At 69.4% G+C, this 20,211-nt stretch carries 14 protein-coding genes; 2 read left to right on the top strand and 12 right to left on the bottom strand.

Annotation, left to right across the window (positions count from 1 at the left end; genetic code table 11):
* Window positions 1–3: 3 nt before the first annotated feature.
* Both ACZ3HL_RS19840 and ACZ3HL_RS19835 read left to right on the top strand, forming a co-directional pair.
* Entirely contained in the window at window positions 4–1,314 is a 1,311-nt protein-coding gene (locus tag ACZ3HL_RS19840) for a glutamate-1-semialdehyde 2,1-aminomutase (protein WP_465532706.1), read from the top strand.
* Window positions 1,315–1,369: 55 nt separating this feature from the next.
* Window positions 1,370–2,839, top strand: coding sequence for a right-handed parallel beta-helix repeat-containing protein (locus ACZ3HL_RS19835; RefSeq protein WP_465532704.1), 1,470 nt, complete (start codon window positions 1,370–1,372; stop codon window positions 2,837–2,839).
* Between the two features lie 250 nt (window positions 2,840–3,089).
* Here ACZ3HL_RS19835 and ACZ3HL_RS19830 read toward each other — a convergent pair whose 3' ends face one another.
* The 12 genes from ACZ3HL_RS19830 to ACZ3HL_RS19775 form a co-directional block, all read right to left on the bottom strand.
* The gene (locus ACZ3HL_RS19830) at window positions 3,090–3,890 is read right to left on the bottom strand and encodes a class I SAM-dependent methyltransferase (protein WP_465532702.1); all 801 of its coding nucleotides are present in this window, start codon (window positions 3,888–3,890) and stop codon (window positions 3,090–3,092) included.
* Window positions 3,891–3,926: 36 nt separating this feature from the next.
* A complete protein-coding gene (locus ACZ3HL_RS19825; RefSeq protein ID WP_465532700.1) occupies window positions 3,927–4,553 on the bottom strand; it encodes a phosphatase PAP2 family protein in 627 nt (208 codons plus the stop codon).
* Window positions 4,550–5,743 carry a glycosyltransferase gene (locus ACZ3HL_RS19820; RefSeq protein WP_465532698.1) on the bottom strand — a complete coding sequence of 398 codons (1,194 nt, stop codon included), beginning with the start codon at window positions 5,741–5,743 and terminating at the stop codon, window positions 4,550–4,552. Before ACZ3HL_RS19820 ends, ACZ3HL_RS19825 begins: the two co-directional genes overlap by 4 nt.
* Window positions 5,740–6,921 carry an O-antigen ligase family protein gene (locus ACZ3HL_RS19815; RefSeq protein WP_465532793.1) on the bottom strand — a complete coding sequence of 394 codons (1,182 nt, stop codon included), beginning with the start codon at window positions 6,919–6,921 and terminating at the stop codon, window positions 5,740–5,742. Before ACZ3HL_RS19815 ends, ACZ3HL_RS19820 begins: the two co-directional genes overlap by 4 nt.
* A 64-nt stretch (window positions 6,922–6,985) precedes the next feature.
* Window positions 6,986–8,506, bottom strand: a complete 1,521-nt coding sequence (locus ACZ3HL_RS19810) for a right-handed parallel beta-helix repeat-containing protein (RefSeq protein WP_465532696.1) — start codon at window positions 8,504–8,506, stop codon at window positions 6,986–6,988.
* Window positions 8,503–10,443, bottom strand: a complete 1,941-nt coding sequence (locus ACZ3HL_RS19805) for a heparinase II/III family protein (RefSeq protein ID WP_465532694.1) — start codon at window positions 10,441–10,443, stop codon at window positions 8,503–8,505. The genes ACZ3HL_RS19810 and ACZ3HL_RS19805 overlap by 4 nt, the downstream gene beginning before the upstream one ends.
* Window positions 10,443–12,611 carry a bi-domain-containing oxidoreductase gene (locus ACZ3HL_RS19800; protein ID WP_465532692.1) on the bottom strand — a complete coding sequence of 723 codons (2,169 nt, stop codon included), beginning with the start codon at window positions 12,609–12,611 and terminating at the stop codon, window positions 10,443–10,445. The genes ACZ3HL_RS19805 and ACZ3HL_RS19800 overlap by 1 nt, the downstream gene beginning before the upstream one ends.
* Before the next feature lie 85 nt (window positions 12,612–12,696).
* Window positions 12,697–14,598, bottom strand: a complete 1,902-nt coding sequence (asnB, locus tag ACZ3HL_RS19795) for an asparagine synthase (glutamine-hydrolyzing) (RefSeq protein ID WP_465532690.1) — start codon at window positions 14,596–14,598, stop codon at window positions 12,697–12,699.
* 15 nt (window positions 14,599–14,613) lie between these two features.
* On the bottom strand, window positions 14,614–16,266 hold the full coding sequence (locus ACZ3HL_RS19790) for a Wzz/FepE/Etk N-terminal domain-containing protein (protein WP_465532688.1): 1,653 nt from the start codon (window positions 16,264–16,266) through the stop codon (window positions 14,614–14,616).
* The gene (locus ACZ3HL_RS19785; RefSeq protein ID WP_465532791.1) at window positions 16,263–17,555 is read right to left on the bottom strand and encodes a YveK family protein; all 1,293 of its coding nucleotides are present in this window, start codon (window positions 17,553–17,555) and stop codon (window positions 16,263–16,265) included. Before ACZ3HL_RS19785 ends, ACZ3HL_RS19790 begins: the two co-directional genes overlap by 4 nt.
* Window positions 17,556–17,693: 138 nt before the next feature.
* Entirely contained in the window at window positions 17,694–18,881 is a 1,188-nt protein-coding gene (locus ACZ3HL_RS19780) for a glycosyltransferase family 4 protein (protein ID WP_465532686.1), read from the bottom strand.
* Window positions 18,862–20,178 (bottom strand): nucleotide sugar dehydrogenase, encoded by a 1,317-nt coding sequence (locus tag ACZ3HL_RS19775; RefSeq protein WP_465415527.1) that lies wholly within the window; start codon window positions 20,176–20,178, stop codon window positions 18,862–18,864. Before ACZ3HL_RS19775 ends, ACZ3HL_RS19780 begins: the two co-directional genes overlap by 20 nt.
* Window positions 20,179–20,211 lie beyond the last annotated feature (33 nt).

The raw sequence follows: 20,211 nt of genomic DNA, 5'->3' as shown, positions 1-20,211 counted from the left end.
CCCGTGAACCGCCCCTTGCCACGCTCCGACCAGGCGAACGAACGACTGCACCAGGCGATCCCCGGTGGCGCGCACACCTACGCCAAGGGCCAGGACCAGTACCCCGACGACTACTCGCCGGTCATCGCGCGCGGCCTCGCCGGCCACGTGTGGGACGTCGACGGCAACGAATACATCGAATACGGCTCGGGGCTTCGCGCGGTCAGCCTCGGGCACGCGCACCCGCGGGTGCTGGAGGCCGTCCGAACCGAAATCGAGAAGGGCGGCAACTTCGTCCGGCCGTCCATCATCGAGGCCGAAGCCGCGGAGCGGTTCCTCGCCGCCGTGCCGACCGCGGAGATGGTGAAGTTCGCGAAGAACGGCTCGGACGCGACCACGGCCGCCATCCGCCTGGCGCGGGCGGCGACCGGACGGACGCTGGTGGCGATCTGCCGCGATCACGCGTTCTTCTCCACCGACGACTGGTTCATCGGGACCACACCGATGGCCGCCGGGATCCCCGGCGAGACGACAGAACTGACGGTTTCCTTCCCCTACGGCGATCTCGCGGCCGCGGAAGAGCTGCTGCGGACGCACGAGGTCGCCTGCCTCGTCTTGGAACCCGCGAACCAGCAGGAGCCGCCCCCGGGGTATCTCGCCGGGCTGCGAGACCTGTGCGACCGGTACGGCTGTCTGCTGGTGTTCGACGAGATGATCACCGGTTTCCGCTGGTCGGACGCTGGAGCGCAGGGGCTGTACGGCGTCACGCCGGATCTCTCGGCGTTCGGCAAGGCGCTGGGGAACGGTTTCGCGGTGTCGGCGCTGGCGGGCAAGCGGGAGTACATGGAGCTCGGTGGGCTGCGCGATCACCGTGAACGGGTCTTCCTGCTTTCGACCACGCACGGCGCCGAGACGCATTCCCTCGCCGCGGCGATCGCCGTCTTCGACACCTACGCCGAAGAGGGGATCACCGCGCGGCTGCACGCACTGGGCGACCGGCTCGCGACGGGCGTCCGCGAGGTCGCCGCGAGCGCCGGCGTCGGTGACCACGTGCTCGTGCGCGGCAGGGCCAGCAACCTGGTCTTCGCCACGCTCGACGACAAGGGCGAGCCGTCGCAGCCGTACCGGACGCTGTTCCTGCGGGAACTGATCACCGGCGGCGTGATCGGGCCCTCGTTCGTGGTCAGCGCCGGGCTGACCGAGGCCGACATCGACAAGACGATCGACGTCGTCGCGCGGGCCTGCACCACGTACCGGAAGGCCCTCGAATTCCAGGACCCGGCGCCGTGGACGGGCGGCCGTCCGGTGAAACCGGTATTCCGCAAGTACGTCTGAGGACCACTCGTTCGTGTCCCTCCTCCGCGGTGCGCGGTGACTTACCTTGAATCGTATGAATTGGGCGAGAACGACGGCGTTCGCGCTGTCGGTGGTCCTGACGGCCGGCTCCTTCACCGCCGTGGCGGCGGCGACCGAGGTGTCGGCCGTCTGCGCGTCCGGCCCGGCGAGTACCCCGAAGCCGGAGCACGCCGTCGTCGTCGAGCCCGGTGTCCCGTTGTCGGCCAAGACGTCGGAACACCCGCCGGGCACGACGTTCTGGCTTCCGGGCGGAAGGCATACCCTCGCCGACGACCCGTACGGCCAGGTGATCCCGAAGGACGGCAACGTCTACCTCGGCGGGACCGGCGCGGTGCTGGACGGCCGCGGGATCAACCGGGCGGCGTTCACCCAGCACGCCAAGGACGTCGTGATCCGCGGCCTGACGATCCGCGGTTTCGCGGCGCCGCAGGACCAGGGCGTGGTGAACCACGATTCCGGCGAACACTGGGTGATCGAGGGCAACGTCATCGAGGACAACCGCGGCGCCGCGATGATGGCCGGGCCGCGGCAGGAGGTGCTCGGGAACTGCCTGCGGAACAACGGGCAGTACGCGATCAACGCCTACCGCGCGGGCGGCGGCATCACCGGGCTCGTGGTGGAGGGCAACGAGATCGCCGGGAACAACACCGACGACTGGGAGAAGAAGGTGCCCGGCTGCGGATGCAGCGGCGGGGCGAAGTTCTGGGCCGTCGATGGGGCGGACATCCGGGGAAACTGGGTGCACCACAACCACGGCGCCGGGCTCTGGGCGGATACGAACAACAACGACTTCGTCATCGAGGACAACCTGATCGAGGACAACGACGCCGAGGCGCTGTTCTACGAGATCAGCTACAACCTGATCATCCGCGGTAACACCTTCCGCCGCAACGCCCTGGTGCTGGGGCGCGATTTCGCCGCGCGGGGCAACAACTTCCCGATCGGCGCGGTGTATCTGAGCGAATCCGGCGGGGAGCCGCGGATCCGGGCACGGACCGACATGATCGAGATCGCGGAGAACGTGTTCGAGGACAACTGGGGCGGCCTGACCCTGTGGGAGAACGCCGACCGGTTCTGCAACAGCCCCTCGAACACCTCGACCGGGACCTGCACCCGGGTCGTCGCCTCGCCGTCGGACTGCGCGCCCGAAACGATCGCGCGGCAACCCGCGTACGACGACTGCCGATGGAAGACCCAGCGGGTCAACGTGCACGACAACGTCTTCCGCAGCGCGCCCGGCTGCACCGGGCTGTGCGGGCGCATGGCGGTGCTGTCGAACTACGGCACTTACCCGTCCTGGTCGCCGTACCAGGGGAACGTCGTGTCCGAGGCGGTGACGTTCCATCAGGACAACGAGTGGTTCTCGAACACCTACGTCGGGCATTGGTCGTTCGTGGCGCATGACGCGTCGCGGTCGCTGGACGTGGCCGCTTGGCGGGCGGCTCCCTACGGGCAGGACCGCTGCAGCACCTTCGACGGTGCCGGCGGCTGCCCGGCCCGGTGACCTGATGCGCGACTCGCGTGATCAGACGCCGCACTCACGTGCTTGAAGGCGTAACTCACGTGCTTGAAGCCGCAACTCACGTGCTTGAACGGACGACACGCGTGATCCGATGGACGACACGCGTGATTGGGCGGACGACACGCGTGTCGTCCGTCTGGACACATGTGTCGTCCGTCTGGACACATGTGTCGTCCGTCTGATCACGCGAGTTAGGTTTTCGGTCACGCAATTAGTCGGCTGAATGCGGACGTCAGGGCTTCGTCAGGAAGAAGTAGGCGTATCGCTCGTCCAGTTCGTTCTTCGGTACCAGCTGGATCGCCTGGGGCGTGAACCCGCACCGCTCCGCCAGTTGCCAGAAGGCATCGACGCGGTAGGTCGTCATCGCCGCCAGCCCCGAGCGGTACGAACGACGGCGCGGCCTGGTCCGCCACGTGCCGGGGTCGTACTTGACCTGGATCAGCGCGAGCCCGCCGGGGACGAGCAGTTCCCGCGCGATGCGGAGCAGGCGTTCGCCGTATTCCGGCGTCGGGATCAGCTCGAAAACGTAGAAGCTCACGTAGACGTCGCAGGGTTCCTTCACCAGAGGGAGCGCGGCTTCCGGATTCGCGACGTCGATCTCCACGGCCTGGAACGAGGTGTCACAGACGCCGGAAACCTGCTTCTCGCATTCGGCGAGTGTCTCGGCGGAGATGTCGACGCCGATGAATTCCTGGGCGCGCGGGGCGAAATGGATGGCGTTCGCGCCGCCGCCGCAGCCCCATTCGACGACGCGGTTCCACGGCCGGTCGAAGCCCGCCAACCGGGCCCCGCCTTCGAACATGTCGAGGTGCCGCTTCCCGATTTCGGACCAGAGGTCGTTGCCGTCGAAGGTGTCGGACTCGCGCCAGTGCGAATTGTCCTTCCATCTCTTCTCGTCCGGCGAGTTCCAATAGCCCTGCGCGTCGGCCGAGATGGCGGACTCGGACTGCTTGGCGCCGACCGTCGCCAGCGCGCGCTGGCCGAGGTCTTCGGCCCGCGCGGCGATCTTCTTGGCGGCATCGATGAGGGGCATGGGAACCGTTCCTTTCGCTGTGCGGAGGAATTCCGTTCACGGCGTTCGCCGGGTCGCCCCTTTGTCGGTGAGCAGCGCGGTCGCCGGAACCACCGCGAGCGCCACACCGAGGCCGCCCAGCGTGTCAGTCGGGTAGTGCGCGCCCATCGTTACCTGGGCCCAGCCCATCGCGGCCCCGGCGACGAAAACCGCGACGACCAGCAGCACCGACGCCGGGAAGCGCCGAAGCCCGCCGAGCACGCCCAGCGCGGCGGTGAGGGTCAACGCGGTGGCGAAACCCGTGTGCCCGCTGGGATACGACAGGAATTCACCGTGGATGTACCGGCCGGTGAGCGGTTTCAGCCCACTCGTCAGGCCGACGGTGACCACCGCGGCCACCACCCCGGTGACGGCGGTGCGTGGCCGCCGCGAATACCGGCACCAGCCGAGGAACACGACCATGGTGACGATGGCGCCGACGGGCTCGCCGACGAAGTCGATCACGGTCGCGATCGTCCACCAGGGATCGCCGGACCAGGCGAGCGCGTTCACCAGTGTCGCGTCCGGCCCGGTCGGCCCGGAGGTCCCGGCGTAGACCAGACCCAGCACCAGTGCGCCGAGCCCGCCGGCCCCGGCCAGGACGAACGCGGCCGGGCGGAGCACCGGCGGCAGGGCCGGTTTCACTCCGCGGCCACCCGCCCGATCGCGTCCCGGTAGCCGCCGATCAGCCGCTCCAACCCGACCGCGGGGGTGAATTCCTGCTCGTAGACCAGCCGCGCCGCCCTGCCGAATTCGAGGTTCCGGCCGGGATCGCCGACGATCTCCCGCAGCCGCCGCGCCAGCGACTCGGCGTCGCCGGGTTCGTGCAGCAGCCCGGTCACGCCGTCTTCGACCAGTTCCCGGAAAGCGCCGTGCGCGGCGGCGACGGTCGGGACCCCGGCGGCCATCGCCTCGACGACCACCAGCCCGAACGTCTCCAGCCATTCCGACGGCGCCACGGCCACGGCCGCGCGAGTGACCAGCTCGGCGCATTCCGCCTTGCTCCGCAGTCCTTCGTAGCGGACGTCGTCGCGGCCTTCCGCCCAGCGGGCGACCTCGTCCTGCATCGGGCCGGTGCCCGCGATGACCAGCGGCATGCCGAGCCCGCCGGACGCGGCGATCCGGTCCCAGGCCGTCATGAGCAGGCCGATTCCCTTCTCCGCGGTGATCCGGCCGAGGAACAGCACGTGCTCGCCGGTACCGGAGCGCCGGATGCCGGGATCGGCGACGAAGTTGTACTTCACCCCCAGCCGTCCGGCGGGCATCCCGGCGGCGACGAGCACCTCGCGCTGCGCCTTCGAAATGCAGAAGAACCGGGACACCCCGGACCACCAGCGACGCCGGTTGAGCATCAGGCTCGCCGCCATCGGCACGGTCGCGAGCGCCGACCCGCGATAGCAGCCGTGCCGCACCGCGGGCGCCGGTGTCCGGCCGACGCAGTCCGTGCACACGTCCCCGTCGCGGTACAGGGTGCCGGGCGGGCAGATCAGGGTGTAGTTGTGCACGGTCGCGACGACGGGAACGCGCGCGTCCGCGCACGCCGCCAGCACCGACGGCGACAGGAGCGGGAACGTGTTGTGGACGTGCACGACGTCCGGCCGGTCTTCGGCCAGCCGCCGGGCGAGGTCGGCACGCACCGCCCGGTTCCACGGCACCTGGAGCGGGACGACGGCCTTGCGCGGCAACGACATCGCGGAGATGTCGTCGCTGCGCCGTTCGAACAGGCCGACGTCGTGCCCGGCGGCCGCGAGCAGCGCGACCTCCTGGTCGACGACGTTGTTCTCTCCGCTCGGTTGCTCGGACCGGTAGCGGTTGTGGACCACGAGGACCTTCACGCAGGCTCCTTGGCCGGGACGAAATTCTTCTCGGTGACAGGCACCCGCACCAGCAGCGACGCCGCCAGCGCCAGGTGCAGCAGGTACGGCGACGCGTCACCGAGGCCAGCTTCGGTGTAGGACGCCGAAACACAGTAGGTGATCAGGAAGATCGCGCACGCCCTGGCCAGCGACGGCGGCCGCAGCGCGGCGACCACGATCAGCACCAGCATGAACGCCGCGACGATCGCGATCCCGACGTAGCCCTGTTCGTGGTAGATCGCGAGCCAGCTGTTGTCGATGGGCAGGCCGATGTAGGACTTGTTCGTCAGCCCGACACCGAACACGTACTCGCCGAGGGTGCGCGGGTCGGACAGCAGCGCGTCCCACACCTTCGCGCGGCCGGTGAGGCTGGAGAAGTTCTCCGCGCTCTGACCGCGCAGGAACCAGGCCTGCAACAGCGAACCGAGGACGACGGCGGACACCGCGCCGATCAGCGCGACCCCGGCGAACACCTTCCTGGCCCGCGCGCTGGACATCCAGAGGGACAGCAGCGCGATCAGCACGCCCGCGACCAGGCCGAGCGTGGCGGTGCGGGTGTGGGTCAGCAGCAGGATGCCGATCGCGGGGACGATGACGATCAGCGCGTTCAGCCGGTCGAGTTCACCGCCGAGCCAGAGCAGCAGTGTGAGCCCGATGACCACCGCCGAGTACTGCCCGACCTGCGGCGGGGTCAGCGGCCAGATGGTGCCGGTCAGCCGTCCGCCGTACTCCTCCGCCAGCGCGATCCCGGGTGACGCGGCCAGCCCGACGACGACCGTCAGCAGCACCACCGAGTACGTCCGGATGTGGTACCGCACGAGCCGGATCCCCCCGTCCCACCACCGGGTCAGCAGCCACAGCGTGCTGACGAACACGCCGAACCGGAAGCAGCGGAACAGCGCGCCATACCCGACTTCGAGGTTCAGGCTCGCCAGCAGGCTGAGCACCACCAGGATGCTGAGCAGCAGCAGGTACGCGCTCGGCCGGATCCGGAGCCGGGCGTTCAGCGCGAGCGCGATGCAGAACGCCAGCACGAGCGAACCCATGGTGACCAGTTGGATCACCGAGCGCGGGATCGGGATGACCGTGGTCGCGCCGGTGGAGCCCAGCGTGTTCAGGATCAGCAGCGCCCACACGAGGGCGACCGCCTTCGGCATTTCCGGCGACTGCGAGGGGCGTTCTCCCCGGGGCAGATGCGGGAAACGGGCTCTCTGCCGCATGTCAGCCTCCCCCTTGACGGCTGTAGGCCGATCCGGCGTCCTGGTTGTACGGGCCGCCTTGCCATTCTCCGATGCTCAGATTCCGGCTCGGTTCGAAGGCGACGAAGTTCCACGGCCCGACGTAAACGTTGTCGCGCCACTTGTTGCCCTGGGCGAAGGTGATCGCGTGCTGCACGACTTCGCCCTGGTACGGCGACCAGTCCGGGTACGTGCCGAAGTTCGCGAGCACGGCCATCCGCGCGCAGGTGTTCTCGCAGCCCGCGACGGCCGGATCGAGGACGAACCGGTTGTGGTGGATCTCGACGCGCTGGGTCTTCCAGCGGCAGTCGTCGAACAGCGCGCCGGACGCGATCGCCGGCCGGGCGCAGGTCTCGTGGTCCGGCACCAGCCGCGTGCACGCGCCGGACGAGGTGTTGGCGGGGCTGTTGCAGAACCGGTCCGAGTTCTCCCAGAGCGTGATGCCGTTCCAGTTGTTCTCGAGGACGTTCCCGGCGATCTCGACCTTGTCCGTCCGCGCCTTCACCCTCGGCTCGCCGCCGGATTCGGAGATGTAGATCGCCGCCACCGGGAAGCTGTCGCCGCGGTCGATGTAGGACTTGCCGTCCACGCCGTTGTTGCGGCGGAGGGTGTTGCCGCGGATGACGGCGTTGTAGCTGGTCTCGTACATGATCCCGGTGCTGTCGTTGCCCTCGACGACGTTGCCCTCGATCAGGAAGTCGTTGTTGTTCGTGTCGGCCCACAGCCCGACGCCGCGGTTGGCGTGCACCCAGTTGCCGCGGACGTCGGCGCCGTCGACGGACCAGAACTTCACGCCGCCGGTGCAGCCGCAGCCTTCGACCTTCTTCTCCCAGTCACCGGTGTTGTTCCCGGTGATCTCGTTGCCTTCGACGACGAGCCCGGTGATCCCGTTCCGCCCCTCGTAGGCGTTGATCCCGTACTGCCCGTTGTTCCGCAGGCAGTTCCCCCGCACCTGCTGCCGCGCGCCCGCCATCAGGCCCGCGCCTTCGTTGTCCTGCACCGTGTTGTGCTCGATGATCCAGCCTGGAGCGGAGTCGTGGTTGACCACGCCCTCGTCGCGCGGGGCCTGGAATCCGCGCACCGTGAGGTACTGGAGCTTGACGTCGGCGGCACTGCCGGAGAAGGCGTACTGGTTGATCTTCCGGCCGTCGAGAACGGCGTCCGGCGCGCCGAGGTAGACATTCCCCGCCTTCGGCTGGACCTGATCGAACCGGTCTTCGCCGAGCCCGTGGGTGCCGGGCGCCAGCCAGAACGTCGTCCCCGGGCCGTTCGCCCTGGTCTTCGCCACGAGATCGCCCGCGACGGCCGGATCCACCGTCACCGCTCCCGCCGGTGCCGACGCCGGACCCGGCGGGAGTTTGCCGCACACCTGGGCCACTCCACTGGACGGCGCTCGCCCGGGGTCGGGCGGTGCGCCCGCCTCGTCGGCGGGGTCCGGGGTGCAGGCGGCCAGCGCCGTCACGGTCAGCAGGATCGGCAGGAGGCGGTGCGGTCGGGACTTCACAACGGAGGTCCTTCGGGGTCGAAGGTGAGCAAGGTGGTCATTTCGGTCGAGGCGGTCCCGGCGCCGATCAGCGTCCACGCGGGCTCTCGGCGGCCGAATCCCGCCGAGTACCAGCCGAGCGGTGGAGTGGTCTCACCACGGTGCGCGGACCACCTGAGCTGCGACGGGAGTTCCATCGAAGCGCTCCGTTCCCGGCCGTCGGCCGTCCACGACAACTTCGCCGTCGCCCCGGTGAGGACGACCTCGACGGCCGGGCCGAAGTGGAACGCGAGACGGCACGGCCGGGACTCACCGCGGACCTCGTCGAGAATCCGCAACCCGTCGCCTTCCAGCTCCACCGAACGGCGGTGGATCGACGGCGCGTAACCGTCGTGTTCCGCGCTCCAGCGTGACGGCGTGCCCGCCGCGAGCACCTTGGTGACAGCGTGTTTCGTCCACAGGAACGGGCCGCCGGACACGGACTGGTCGGTACGCGCGAGTTCGAGCGTGTTGTGCCCGGCCGTGGACCGGAAGTACGACCGCCACTCCGGTTCGCCGTGGTAGCAGTAGGTCCCGGGGTCGGCGAGGATGTCGACGCCGTCGTGCCGGACCTCCACCGAGAGCGCGTCCGCGTGCGCGTGGGCGGCGATGGACAGGAAGCCGTGCGGCCCGCCGTCACAGCGGCACCAGATCCCACCGTCGCGCAGGATGGTCATCCCGGCGTCGGCGAAGTCGTCCCGCCGCCGCACCGGACGCCGCGCGTCGACCCGGATGTCCTTGGCCAGCGCGGAGAAGAGCTGGGTGCGGACGTTCCCGCCCGGCGTCTCCGGCCACCAGTCCAACCGTCCGAAAAGGACGGATCCCGTGTCGAGCAGAGACGCCCATCGGCTCGCGCCGCCACCAACAGCGCCATCAATGATCAACCCGAAGCCGTCGTCGGCGTCACCCTGCCTCGGCGGGCGCAACTTGTTGTCCACAATGGACGCCAAGGCGTCGGTCATCCGGAGCAGCACGAGCCAGGTCGACTCGGGCACCGTGACACCGGCGGCCTTCGCCTCCAGCGCACCGGCGAGCCCCAGTTCCAGGACGAGCCCGTGGTATTCCGTGGCGAGTTCCCGGTTGAGCCCGGACTCGAAGGTGTTGTGCCGCAGCATCTTGTCGAGCGACGCCATCGCCGTTTCCCGCCACTGGCAGGACTCGGGGAACCAGGCGAACGCGCAGGCCGCGGCGAGCTGCCCCGCGTCCTCGGCGATCACGTGGTTGTTCGCCGAAGAACCCCGGCTCGGAAACGCCGCCAGCCAGCGCTGGTGGTGCCAGATCTGGCCGAGCGCCACGGGGTTGTCCTCGAACAGCGACGACACCTGCGCCCAACCGTCCAGCAGGCGCCGCACCCAGACCCACGACAGCAGCCGGATGCCGAGTTCGATCCCGCTGACCCAGTGCACCCCGCGCATCGGCGGGTTGGCCGCCCACCACGACTTCAGTTGCGCGGCGACACGTTCGGCGTACCGGTCTTCGCCGGTCAGGGCGTACGCGGCGGCCAGCACGGTGAGGTGCTGGTGCCGCGACGGCTCCCAGATCTGCTTGATGTCGCCGACGGCGTCCTCGCTCCGGTACGGGATGTCGAAGGAGTACACGTCGGACGGTGCGCGGCGGCCGGTCTTCGGGTCGTACGACCAGTCCGGGTCGACGAGGTCGTCCCGTTCGACGCCGAAGTACTCGGCGCGCCCGTCCATCAGCCGGTCGGCGGTGACGAGCAGATCCTTCACGGCCTCAACCGAAACGGCGGCGAGGACGTCTTCACCGGGCCCTGTCGCGAACCGGCGATCCGGCAGCCAGGCCGGCTTCTCCCCCGCGACCCCGCGCCACTGGCGTTTGCGCACGACGTCGGTGACCCGGCCCGCGATCTCGGCGGGCCCCATCCGCGACAGTCTCCGGAGGTACCAAGTGGGATCCATCAGCCGAGTCCGATCCGGACCGGCATCCCGGTTTCCAGGCTGCGGTTCACCGCGAGCGTGGCCAGCGTCGTCGAAACGAGCGACTCGACCGAGACCGGCATCGAGACACCGGTGCTCAGCGCCTCGATGAACGCTTCGAGTTCGGCGGCCTGCCCCTTGTCCCGGCCCTTGGGGATCCGCGAGCTGGCCCACTTCTTGCGACCGAACACCGACGCGCGCGCGAAGTCGTCGAACTTCAGCACCTTGCCGTCGGCGGTGAGATCGATCGTTTCCTTGGGAAACGCCGACGAACCGCTGGTGGTGTACGCGATCGACGCCGTCGAGCCGTCCGGGTAGCGCAGCAGGATCTGGAGATCCTGGTGCCCGGGCGTCGCGGTGGCGTACACGGAGACCGGGTCGGAGCCCAGCAGCCAGCTGACCGTGTCGATGAAGTGGCCGCCCTCGCCCGCGAACCGCGAACCCTCGCTGTCGGCCTGGTTGTACCAGCTGTTCGCGTCGAGCTGACCGGCGTTGACCAGGTACCGCACGGAGGCCGGGCCGATCCGCGGGCCGAACTGGCGCACCGACTCGTTCAGCAGCGGGGCGAACCGGCGGTTGAACCCGACCTGCAGCCGGTCGTTGCCGGATTCCTCGATCGCGCCGAGCACGATCTCCAGTTCCTTCTCCGACAGCGCGAGCGGCTTCTCGACGAAGACGGCCTTGCCCGCGAGCAGGGCACGCCTGGTCAGCTCGGCGTGCGAGCTGTGCCTGGTCACGATGAACACGGCGTGGATCGAGTCGTCTTCGAGCATCGCGTCGACGTCGGTGGAGGCGCGGGCGAAGCCGAACTTGCGCTTGGCGTTCGCGCCCGAGAGCGCGGACGTGGTGACGACTTCGAAGAGGTCGAGGTACTCCATCTCCACGAGATGCGGGAGAAGCATCGAGGACGCGTAGTTGCCGGCGCCGATGAAGCCGATCCGCAGGCTGTCGATCTTCGGCACCGCGCGGGAAGTCACCGGCTCCGGGAGGGCGACCGAGGTGACGGGCTCGGTGGTGGCGGCGGCACGCTTCTCGTACTCGAACAGCACCGCGACGGCCTTGAGCTCGCCTTCGTTCAGCTGCCGATAGGTCTCGACGGCGTCGGAGAAGGCCGAGACGTGCGAGATCAGCGGCTCGACGTCGAGACGGCCGCTGCCCATCAGGTCGACGACGCATTCGAGGTTGCGGCGCTCGGTCCAGCGGACCTGGCCGATCGGGTAGTCGCGGCCTTCGAGTTCGTACTCAGGGTCGTAGCGGCCGGGGCCGTACGACCGGGAGAACCGGACGTCGAGTTCCTTCTCGTAGTAGGCGTTCCACGGCAGGTTCAGCGAGCACTTGCCGATGTCGATCACGCGGCCGCGGTCGCGGGCCAGCTTCGCGGCCAGCTCCACCGGTTCGTTCGTGCTGCCGCCGGCGGCGAGGTACACCTGGTCGACGCCGTGCCCGGAGCTGATCTCGGCGACCGCGGTGTCGACGACGCCGGAACCGGGATCCCCGCATTTCAGGGCACCCAGCCGTTCGGCGAGCGCGCAGCGCGCCGGGTCCGGGTCGACGCCGACCACGCGGACCCCGGAGGCGACCAGCAGCTGCACGACCAGCTGGCCGATCAGGCCGAGCCCGATGACCAGCGCGATGTCGCCGATCTGCGGTTCGCCCTGGCGGACCCCCTGCATCGCGATCGAACCGACCGTGCCGAACGCGGCGTGCCGCGGGTCGACACCGTCGGGCACCTTGGAGTAGAGATTCTTGGGGACCCAGTTCAGTTCCGCGTGCAGCGCGTGCTCGTTCCCCGCGCACGCCACGTGATCCCCGACGGCGACGTCGTCGATACCCGCGCCGACCTCCACGACGACGCCGCACAGCGAGTACCCCAGCGGCGTGTACGAGTCGAGTTTGTTCATCGCCTTGCGGTACGTGGCGCCGAGGCCGTTCGTCGCGACGCTCTGCATCACCTTCGCGACCTGATCCGGCCGCGCCTTCGCCTTGCCCACCAGCGAAAGACTCGCCTCGGACACCTTCATCATCTCGGTGCCGGTGGAGATCAGCGAATAGGCGGTGCGGACCAGCACACCCCCCGGTTTGCACGCGGGCACTTCGACGTCGAGGAGCGCCAGCTCCCCGCTCTTGTAGTTCTGCACTACCTGCTTCACGTCGCTCCTCAGCGATCAGGGTGGCGGTCAGGCGTGGGTCCCGTTGGTCGTGAGTGGCGATTCGGGTTCTAACCCGAATCGCCACTCACGACCCGCTGGACCGAGCTGTGACGGCGCCGCGATACCAGTACTCGAGGGTCAGGATGTGCCAGAGATGCTTGGACCGGTCCTGCTGCCCGGACGCGTCTTCGTCGACGAGCTTCTGCAGGGCCTCCCGACGGAGGAACCCGGCCTTCACCAATTCGCCTTCGTTCGTCACCTCGCGCACCAGCGGCGCGAGGTCGCGGCTCATCCAGGCCCGCAGCGGCGCGCTGAACAAGCCCTTCGGCCGGTGCACGATCTCGGCGGGAAGGATCGACAGCGCGGCTTCCTTCAGCGCCATCTTCCCTTGGCGCTTCACGATCTTCCGGTCTCCGGGGATCCGGAACGCGGCCTTCACGACCTCGATGTCGACGAACGGCGTCCGCACCTCGACCGACGCCGCCATGGTGGACCGGTCGGTGTAGGCGAGGTTGAGCCCCGGCAGGAAGAGCCGGGAATCGGCGAGGCACATGCGGTTCACGAAGTCCGACAACGCGGTGTCGTGGTAGGTGTCCGCGTGTTCGGTGAGCACGTCGTCCACCGCGCCGGCGAGGTCCGGGTTCAGCAGTCCGGCGAGTTCGGCCTGGTCGTACATCGTGTAGCTGCGCCGGAAGGCGGTCTCCTCGGGCAGCTCCGCGAACGAGAGGAACCGCTTGGCGAACCGGACCGACCGGAATCCGCGCTTCGACGTCGCCACCGGCAGTCTGTCCACAAGGGACTCCACCGGCCGCCGCACGAGACCGGGAACACGCTGGTAGGTGACGGCGAGCTGGTTCGCGAGATGCTTGCGGTACCCGGCGAACAGCTCGTCGGCGCCCATGCCCGAAAGCATCACCTTGACGCCCGCCTCGCGAGCGGCGGTGCAGATCAGGTAGCTGTTGATCGCCGCCGGGTCGCCGATCGGCTCGTCGAGGTGGTACGTCATCCGCGGCAGCAGATCCAGCACCTGGGGCGCGATCTCGATCTCGTGCAGGTCGACGCCGAACTTCGCGGCGACCTTCTTCGCGTACATCAGGTCGTCCGGCATCGCCTCGAACTTCGCGTCCTCGGCCCGGAAACCGATGGTGTACGCGGAGATCCCCGGCCGCTCGCGCGCGGCGAGCGCGGTCAGGTAGCTGGAGTCGAGCCCGCCGGAGAGGAACGTCGCGACCGGCACGTCGGCGATCAGGTGCTTCCGCGTGGAGTCCTCGATGACGGCGTTGAGGTCGAAGTCGCCCTCGTGAGCGGCGCCTTCCTCGGCGACCTGGCGCAGCGACCAGAAGGTGCCGCGTTCGACGTCGCCGTTCGGCCGGAACCGCGCCCAGCTGCCCGGCGGCAGCTTCTCGGCCTCCTTGAACGCGCAACGGCCGTCCGGGACCCAGTAGTAGAGCAGGGACGCGACGAGCGCGGTGTCGTCGACGGTCAGCGAGCCACCCAGCTCGGCGGCGAGCGCCTTCAGCTCGGACGCGAACGCGACACCCTTGCCGCGGCGCACCAGGAAGAGCGGCTTGATACCCAGCTGATCGCGGACCAGGACCAGCTCGCCGGAACGCTCGTCGAAGACCCCGAACGCGAACATCCCGCGCAACCGGTGCAGCCCCTCGGTGCCCCAGGCGCGCCAGGCCTCCAGCAGGACTTCGGTGTCGGACGTCCCTCGGAAGCGCACACCGGTGGCTTCGAGTTCCTTCCGCAGCTCCGGCGCGTTGTACAGCTCGCCGTTGTAGGTCAGCGCCAGCCCGCCGGAGACCATCGGCTGCGCGCCGGTCTCGGTCAGGTCGACGATCGACAGCCGCCGGTGTCCTAAATGGACTTCCCCGTGGTCGTACCTGCCCGAACCGTCGGGCCCCCGGTGGGCGAGGGTCTTGGTGAGCCGATCCCGTAGCGGTCCCCCGTCCGGCCAGAAGTAGGCCCCTGCGATACCGCACATCTGCTTTCGCTCCCCTTACAAGGCTTCGGCGTTGTCCTGCGTGACCGGTGCGAATCGGGTGGTCGGCTGGTCGGCGTCGTTCCCGTCGGCCCGCTTGTACGGCGTCGGCGGGCGCCGCGGGGCCGGCTCGGGTGGCGCCACCGCGAGCCGCCGCACGGTGGGCTCGTCGTCCGGGAACATCTCGACCGGCTTCGGCGGCGGACCGGCGGGCCTCGCGTACGGCGTGCGATCGAGCTTCGGCTGCGGACGGCGTGCGGGCGCGGGCTCGGCGGCCCGGCCGCGCAGCGCGGTGTGCAGGCCGTCCCACAGGGTGCCGTCGGTGTGGTCGCGCGGATCCGGGTCGACCAGCACGACCCCGATGATCGGGATCCGCCGCTCGGCCAGCTGGCGCGCGACGGTGTGCAGCCATTCGGTGTTCGCCTGCCCGGCGCGCACGACGAGGATCGCCTCCGCGCCGAGGTGATCGAGATCCGTCCAGGCGGCCCCCGGCTCGATCGAGCCGACCCCGATGCGGCGTTCACCCGGCACCTTGGGCTCGTCGCGCTCCAGGACACGGAACTTGCCGCCGGCGGCAAGCGCGCGCAGGCCCGCTCTCGGCAGTTCGTCGACGAGCGCGACCGGCGCCTGCTCCGCGAGCTCGTTCGCGATGTCGACGGCGAGGGCGGCCGTCGTGGTGCGCGCGCCGAGGTCGAGCAGCGACACCGTCCCGTGGTCCTCACGGATCGTGCGGATCAGCGTCTTCGCGACCCGTCCGCGTTCCTCCAGGGCACGGCGCTTCCGGAACCAGCGCGGCGGTTTCGGCAGCTGGGCGATCACCGACGCGCCGAGATGGCGGGAGATCTCCCGGCGCAGGACCGGCCGGTCCTTCACCACGCTGCCGATGGCGGCCAGCACCAGACCCGCCAGGAGACCGAGCACCAGGCCGATCCCGGCGGCGGTGCCGGCGGATTTCAGCAGCGACTTCGGCACGATCCGCGGCGCGTCCACGATCTGCGTCCCCGCGCCGACCTTCGGCGTGCCGATGCCCGCCTCCTGTGCCCGGCCGTCGTAGTCGGAGATCTTGGACGTCAGCTCCGCGCGGCGGGAGTACAGCCGCTCCAGCTGGGCCGGGTTGGGGTTCCGCTTCGCCTCTTCGGCGACGATGTCGTTCTGGATGCCGGCGAGCTCGGTCTGCGCCTGGTTGCGCTGATCGAGCAAGGCCTTCTGCTCGGCCGCCGCGCCCGCCTGGTTGCGTGCGACGTACTCGGCGATGAAGGCGTCGGAAAGCGCCTGCGCGCGGGCGACCGCGTCGGCGGCGTCCTTGCCCTTGACCGTCACCTGAAGGACGTTGTTCGTCACGCCGAGCCCGGCGTAGTCCTTGAGGAACTCTTCGGGCGGCTGCGTGCTGTTCAACTTCTTGAGCGCGTCGCCGGCGATCTTCGTCGTCTGCAGCACGGCGACGTCGGTCTCCATCAGCGTGCCGCTGTCACTGGGCGAATCGTCCGCGTGGACGACCAGGATCTTCGCCACGGCCGTGGGCGGCGACGGCAGGAACGTCGCCACGAGCCCACCGGCGATCAGCCCGGCCAGCGCGGTGGCCAGCCACAGGCGACGACGCCGCCGGACCGAGACCACGAGCCGCTGGAGATCGATGAGCGGCTCGGACTTCTCTTTTTCGGCGGTCGTCACGGAGTACCTGCCAGTGCTTGTCGATCTTTCCCTGCTTGTTTCTCGAGCTTCGGGGGCCGGGTGGGCCGGACGGGGCGGATCAGGGCCGCTCCCACCACGGCCAGCCCCGCGTCGGCGCACGCCTCGGCGACACCGACCAGTTCCCACGCGGTCCGCGTGCCCAGACCGAGCACGACGAGCACACCTTCGGCGGTCTGATCCGCCACGACCGGCCGTGCCGGGGCCACCGTGACGACGGTGAACCAGCGGCCGGCGAGTTCGGCGATCCTGGTGGCCGCGGTCCGCGCGGCGTGATCACCCTCGGCCACCAGCACCAGCAACCGCCGCTGCGGTAGCCGGGACACGAGGCGGCGGTAGTGGACGTCGCCGTCGATCTCGTCGGGGGTGACGTCGATCCGCCGGATGTTCCACGGCCGGTCGTCGCCCAGCAGCTTCGCCCGCAGGCTCCGGTTCGCTTCGGGATCGTCGGTGACGTCAGGGATATCGATGGTGGCCAGCACAGGGCCGCCAAGCGCCGCACGGATCTCATCTTCGTCCCGCAGCCGCCGGTCGGTGCGGGCGGCGAACAGGTGACCGAGCAGGCCGAACACGAAGAACAGCGCCGCGCCGCCGAGGGCGAGCTGCGGCAGGGTCGGCGCCGCCGCCGAAGTCGGCCGCTGGGCCGCGCCCATGACGACCATGCTGCCGAGGCCGCCGCTCGTGGTGTCGGTGGCGTTGAGGGTCGACATCGCCTGCTCGATCGACGAGCGCAGCGCGGCCAGCTCGGTGCGCAGCTGGACGGTCTCCACCGAGGTCGTCCCGTCGGAGACCTTCTGCGTCAGTTCGCTGATCCGCTGGTTCGTCTGCGCGACCTGCTGGCGCAGGGTCTCGCGGCGTTCCTGCGCCACCTTGACCGCGGCGTCACCGGTGCTGGCGAGGACCTGCGTCGAGTACTTCACGAATTCCTGGGCGACCTGGTCGGCGACCTGCTGCGCGTGCTCGGCCGAGTCGTCGGTCGCGGCGATGGTGATGACGTTGCCCTGCGCGACCGTGGTGCTCACCCGGTCACGCAGGTCGGCGCCGCTGCCGCGGCCGAGGACGGCGGCGGCCCGGTCGAGCACCACCGAACTGGTCGCCACCTCGGCCTGGGTCAGCAGTTCGTCCGCCTCACGCGGGCCCTGCAACAGCACGTTGGACGTCGTCCGGTAACCGGGAGAAAGGATCATCGACGATCCCGCGCCGACCAGGGCGCCGAGGAGGGCGAGGACCACCAGGGTCCGCCACCTCCCGCGCAGGACCTGTCCGATCATGGACAGGCGCACCGTGTCGTCAGTCAAAGCCGGGATCTCCGTCCGGTGCGTGGGGGTGTGCATGAATCCCGTCGGACCGGCCACCGCGTTGGTTACAGAGTTGCCCGACTCTTGTTCAAACCGCGACCGGGAAGCCGATCACCGGACCGCGGCCGCATAGGCCGCGAGCAGGGCTTTCTGGGAGTTCTCCCACGACAGAGGGCCGGCGACGCGGGCCCGTCCCAGCTCACCCATCGCGGCCCGCTGGTCCGGCGAATCGAGCAGATGCGCGATCAGCTTGGCGAACTCCGGCTCGTCGTTCGCCGGGGCGTAAAGGGCGGCCTCCCCGGCCGAAACCCTGGCCTCCCGCAGCTCGAAGGAAACGATCGGACGGCTCATCGCCATGTACTCCATGATCTTGTTCATGGTCGACACATCGTTGAGCGGGTTCAAGGGATCCGGCGAAAGGCAGACGTCGGCCGCGGACAGGTAGCGCAGCAGGTCTTCGTCGGAGATCCGGCCGGTGAACTCGACCTGGTCGTCGAGCTTCAGCTCCTTGGACAACGCCACCATGGCGTCGAAAGCGTCGCCGGAACCGATGAACACGGCGTGCCAGTCATCGCGGCCGACCTCGTCACGCAGCGAAGCAAGCGCGCGCAAGGCGTAGTCGACGCCGTCCTGCGGACCCATCACGCCGAGGTACGCCAGCAGATGCGGCTTGCCCTGCTTCAGCTCGGGCTCGACCGGGACCTGATGGAACCGCTCGACCACCGGCGCGCTGCGCACGACGAAGACGTCGTCCGGCGACTTGCCGCCGCGCTTCACGGCGACGTCCTTGTAGCTCTCGTTGGTGGCGATGACGACGTCGGCTGTCTTGTACGTGCGGCGCTCCAGCGCGCGGACCGCGCGGTACAGGAAGTCCTCGTCGCGGTCGAAACGCGAGAGGTACAGCTCGGGGCAGAGGTCGTGCTGGTCGAAGATGAACTTCGCGCCCTGGCGCTTGAGGTACAGCGCGACCAGGAACAGCAGGTCCGGCGGGTTGCAGGCGTGCACGACGTCCACCCGGCCGACCTTGCGGGCGAGGCGCAGCGTGTGCCACAGCGCGGAGCCGTACTCCTGGACGTACCCGGCCGGGCCACCGGTGGCGGCCTTCAGCGGGTACCGCAGGATGTGGACGCCGTCGATGGTGACTTCGGCTTCGGTGTCCCGCTTCGTCCCTTGTGGACAGATGACGTGGACTTCCCAGCCGGCGTCGCGAAGGGTCTGGCACTCCTGCCAGACACGGCGATCGAAGGGGACGGACAGGTTCTCGACGAGGATGAGAGCTTTACCAGGCAAGACCGACATATCCCTCTTCAGACCGGCGCCGGTCGGCGTCGGGTACGCGGACGAGATCGATGATGGTGTGGCCGCCGCCGGCCGGGAGCGCCGCGAGGACCTCCGGATCGGTGCAGCCGACGAGGCAGACCTCGGCGTGGTCGACGACCTCGCCGACGGAGCCGGCGAGCAGCTGGCCGAGATGCGGCAACCTGCCCTCGATGTACTCGCGGTTCGCGCCCATCAGCCGCGAAAGGCTGACGTTGGCGTCGTAGATGCGAAGGTCGTACCCCTTGCCGAGCAGCCGCTCGGCGAGTTCGACGAGTGGGCTCTCCCGCAGGTCGTCGGTGCCGGGTTTGAACGACAGACCGAACAGCCCGACCTTGCGTTTCCCGGTGCGCGCGACCAGGTCGAAGGCGCGCTGGAGGTGTTCGTCGTTGGAAGGCAGCACGTGCGACAGGATCGGGACGGCGACGTCCGCGCGGTGCGCGGCGTAGACCAGGCCGCGCAGATCCTTGGGGAGGCACGAGCCGCCGAAGGCGAACCCGGGGCGGAGGTAGGCGGGGCTGATGTTGAGCTTGCGGTCGGCGAGGAAGACGTCGATCACCTGATGCGAGTCGAGCCCCAGCGCGCGGCAGATGGCGCCGAGCTCGTTCGCGAAGCCGATCTTGAGGCCGTGGAAGGAGTTGTCGGCGTACTTCGTCATCTCGGCGACCGGGATCGCGACGCGGAAGACCTCGCCGGGAAGGCCTTCGTAAAGCGCCGCGACGACGTCGCCGCTGGCCGCGTCGAGCTCGCCGATGACGGTCTTGGGCGGGTCGAAGAAGTCCTTGACGCTGCTGCCCTCGCGCAGGAACTCGGGGTTCACCGCGACCCCGAAGTCGACGCCCGCGGTGCGGCCGGACGACTTCTCGAGGATGGGGACGAGCAGATCCAGGCAGGTGCCGGGGAGCATGGTGCTGCGGAAGACGACGGTGTGGCGTTCGGTCTTGGTCTTGAGTGCTTCGCCGATTTCCTCGGCGACGCGCTCCAGGAACGCGGTCGACAGGCTGCCGTTCGGCGCCGACGGGGTCCCGACGCAGATCAGGGAGACTTCGCTGTCCGCGATCGCCTGTCTTACGTCGGTCGTGGCTCTCAGCTTGCCCGCGGCGACCACTTCCGCGGTCAGTTCCCCGATCCGCTCCTCGACCACCGGCGCCTTGCCGCTGGAGACGAGTTCGATCTTCACCGGGTTCACGTCGACCCCGACGACCTCGTGCCCACGCCCGGCGAGGCACGCCGCCGACACGCAACCGACGTAACCGAGCCCGAAGACGCTGATCTTCATGACGAATTCCTCCAGCCGCGTTCCGCTGCCCGT

Source organism: Amycolatopsis sp. NPDC000009 (assembly GCF_055563465.1).
This window is presented reverse-complemented; position numbering and strand designations above follow the sequence as displayed.

What these genes read in the sequence shown, in the direction of transcription:
- ACZ3HL_RS19835 (WP_465532704.1), top strand. Translation starts at nt 1,370, where the DNA reads ATGAATTGGGCGAGAACGACGGCGTTCGCGCTGTCGGTGGTCCTGACG.
- ACZ3HL_RS19830 (WP_465532702.1), bottom strand. Translation starts at nt 3,890, where the DNA reads ATGCCCCTCATCGATGCCGCCAAGAAGATCGCCGCGCGGGCCGAAGAC.
- ACZ3HL_RS19815 (WP_465532793.1), bottom strand. Translation starts at nt 6,921, where the DNA reads ATGCCGAAGGCGGTCGCCCTCGTGTGGGCGCTGCTGATCCTGAACACG.
- ACZ3HL_RS19805 (WP_465532694.1), bottom strand. Translation starts at nt 10,443, where the DNA reads ATGGATCCCACTTGGTACCTCCGGAGACTGTCGCGGATGGGGCCCGCC.
- asnB (WP_465532690.1), bottom strand. Translation starts at nt 14,598, where the DNA reads ATGTGCGGTATCGCAGGGGCCTACTTCTGGCCGGACGGGGGACCGCTA.
- ACZ3HL_RS19785 (WP_465532791.1), bottom strand. Translation starts at nt 17,555, where the DNA reads ATGATCGGACAGGTCCTGCGCGGGAGGTGGCGGACCCTGGTGGTCCTC.
- ACZ3HL_RS19780 (WP_465532686.1), bottom strand. Translation starts at nt 18,881, where the DNA reads ATGTCGGTCTTGCCTGGTAAAGCTCTCATCCTCGTCGAGAACCTGTCC.
- ACZ3HL_RS19775 (WP_465415527.1), bottom strand. Translation starts at nt 20,178, where the DNA reads ATGAAGATCAGCGTCTTCGGGCTCGGTTACGTCGGTTGCGTGTCGGCG.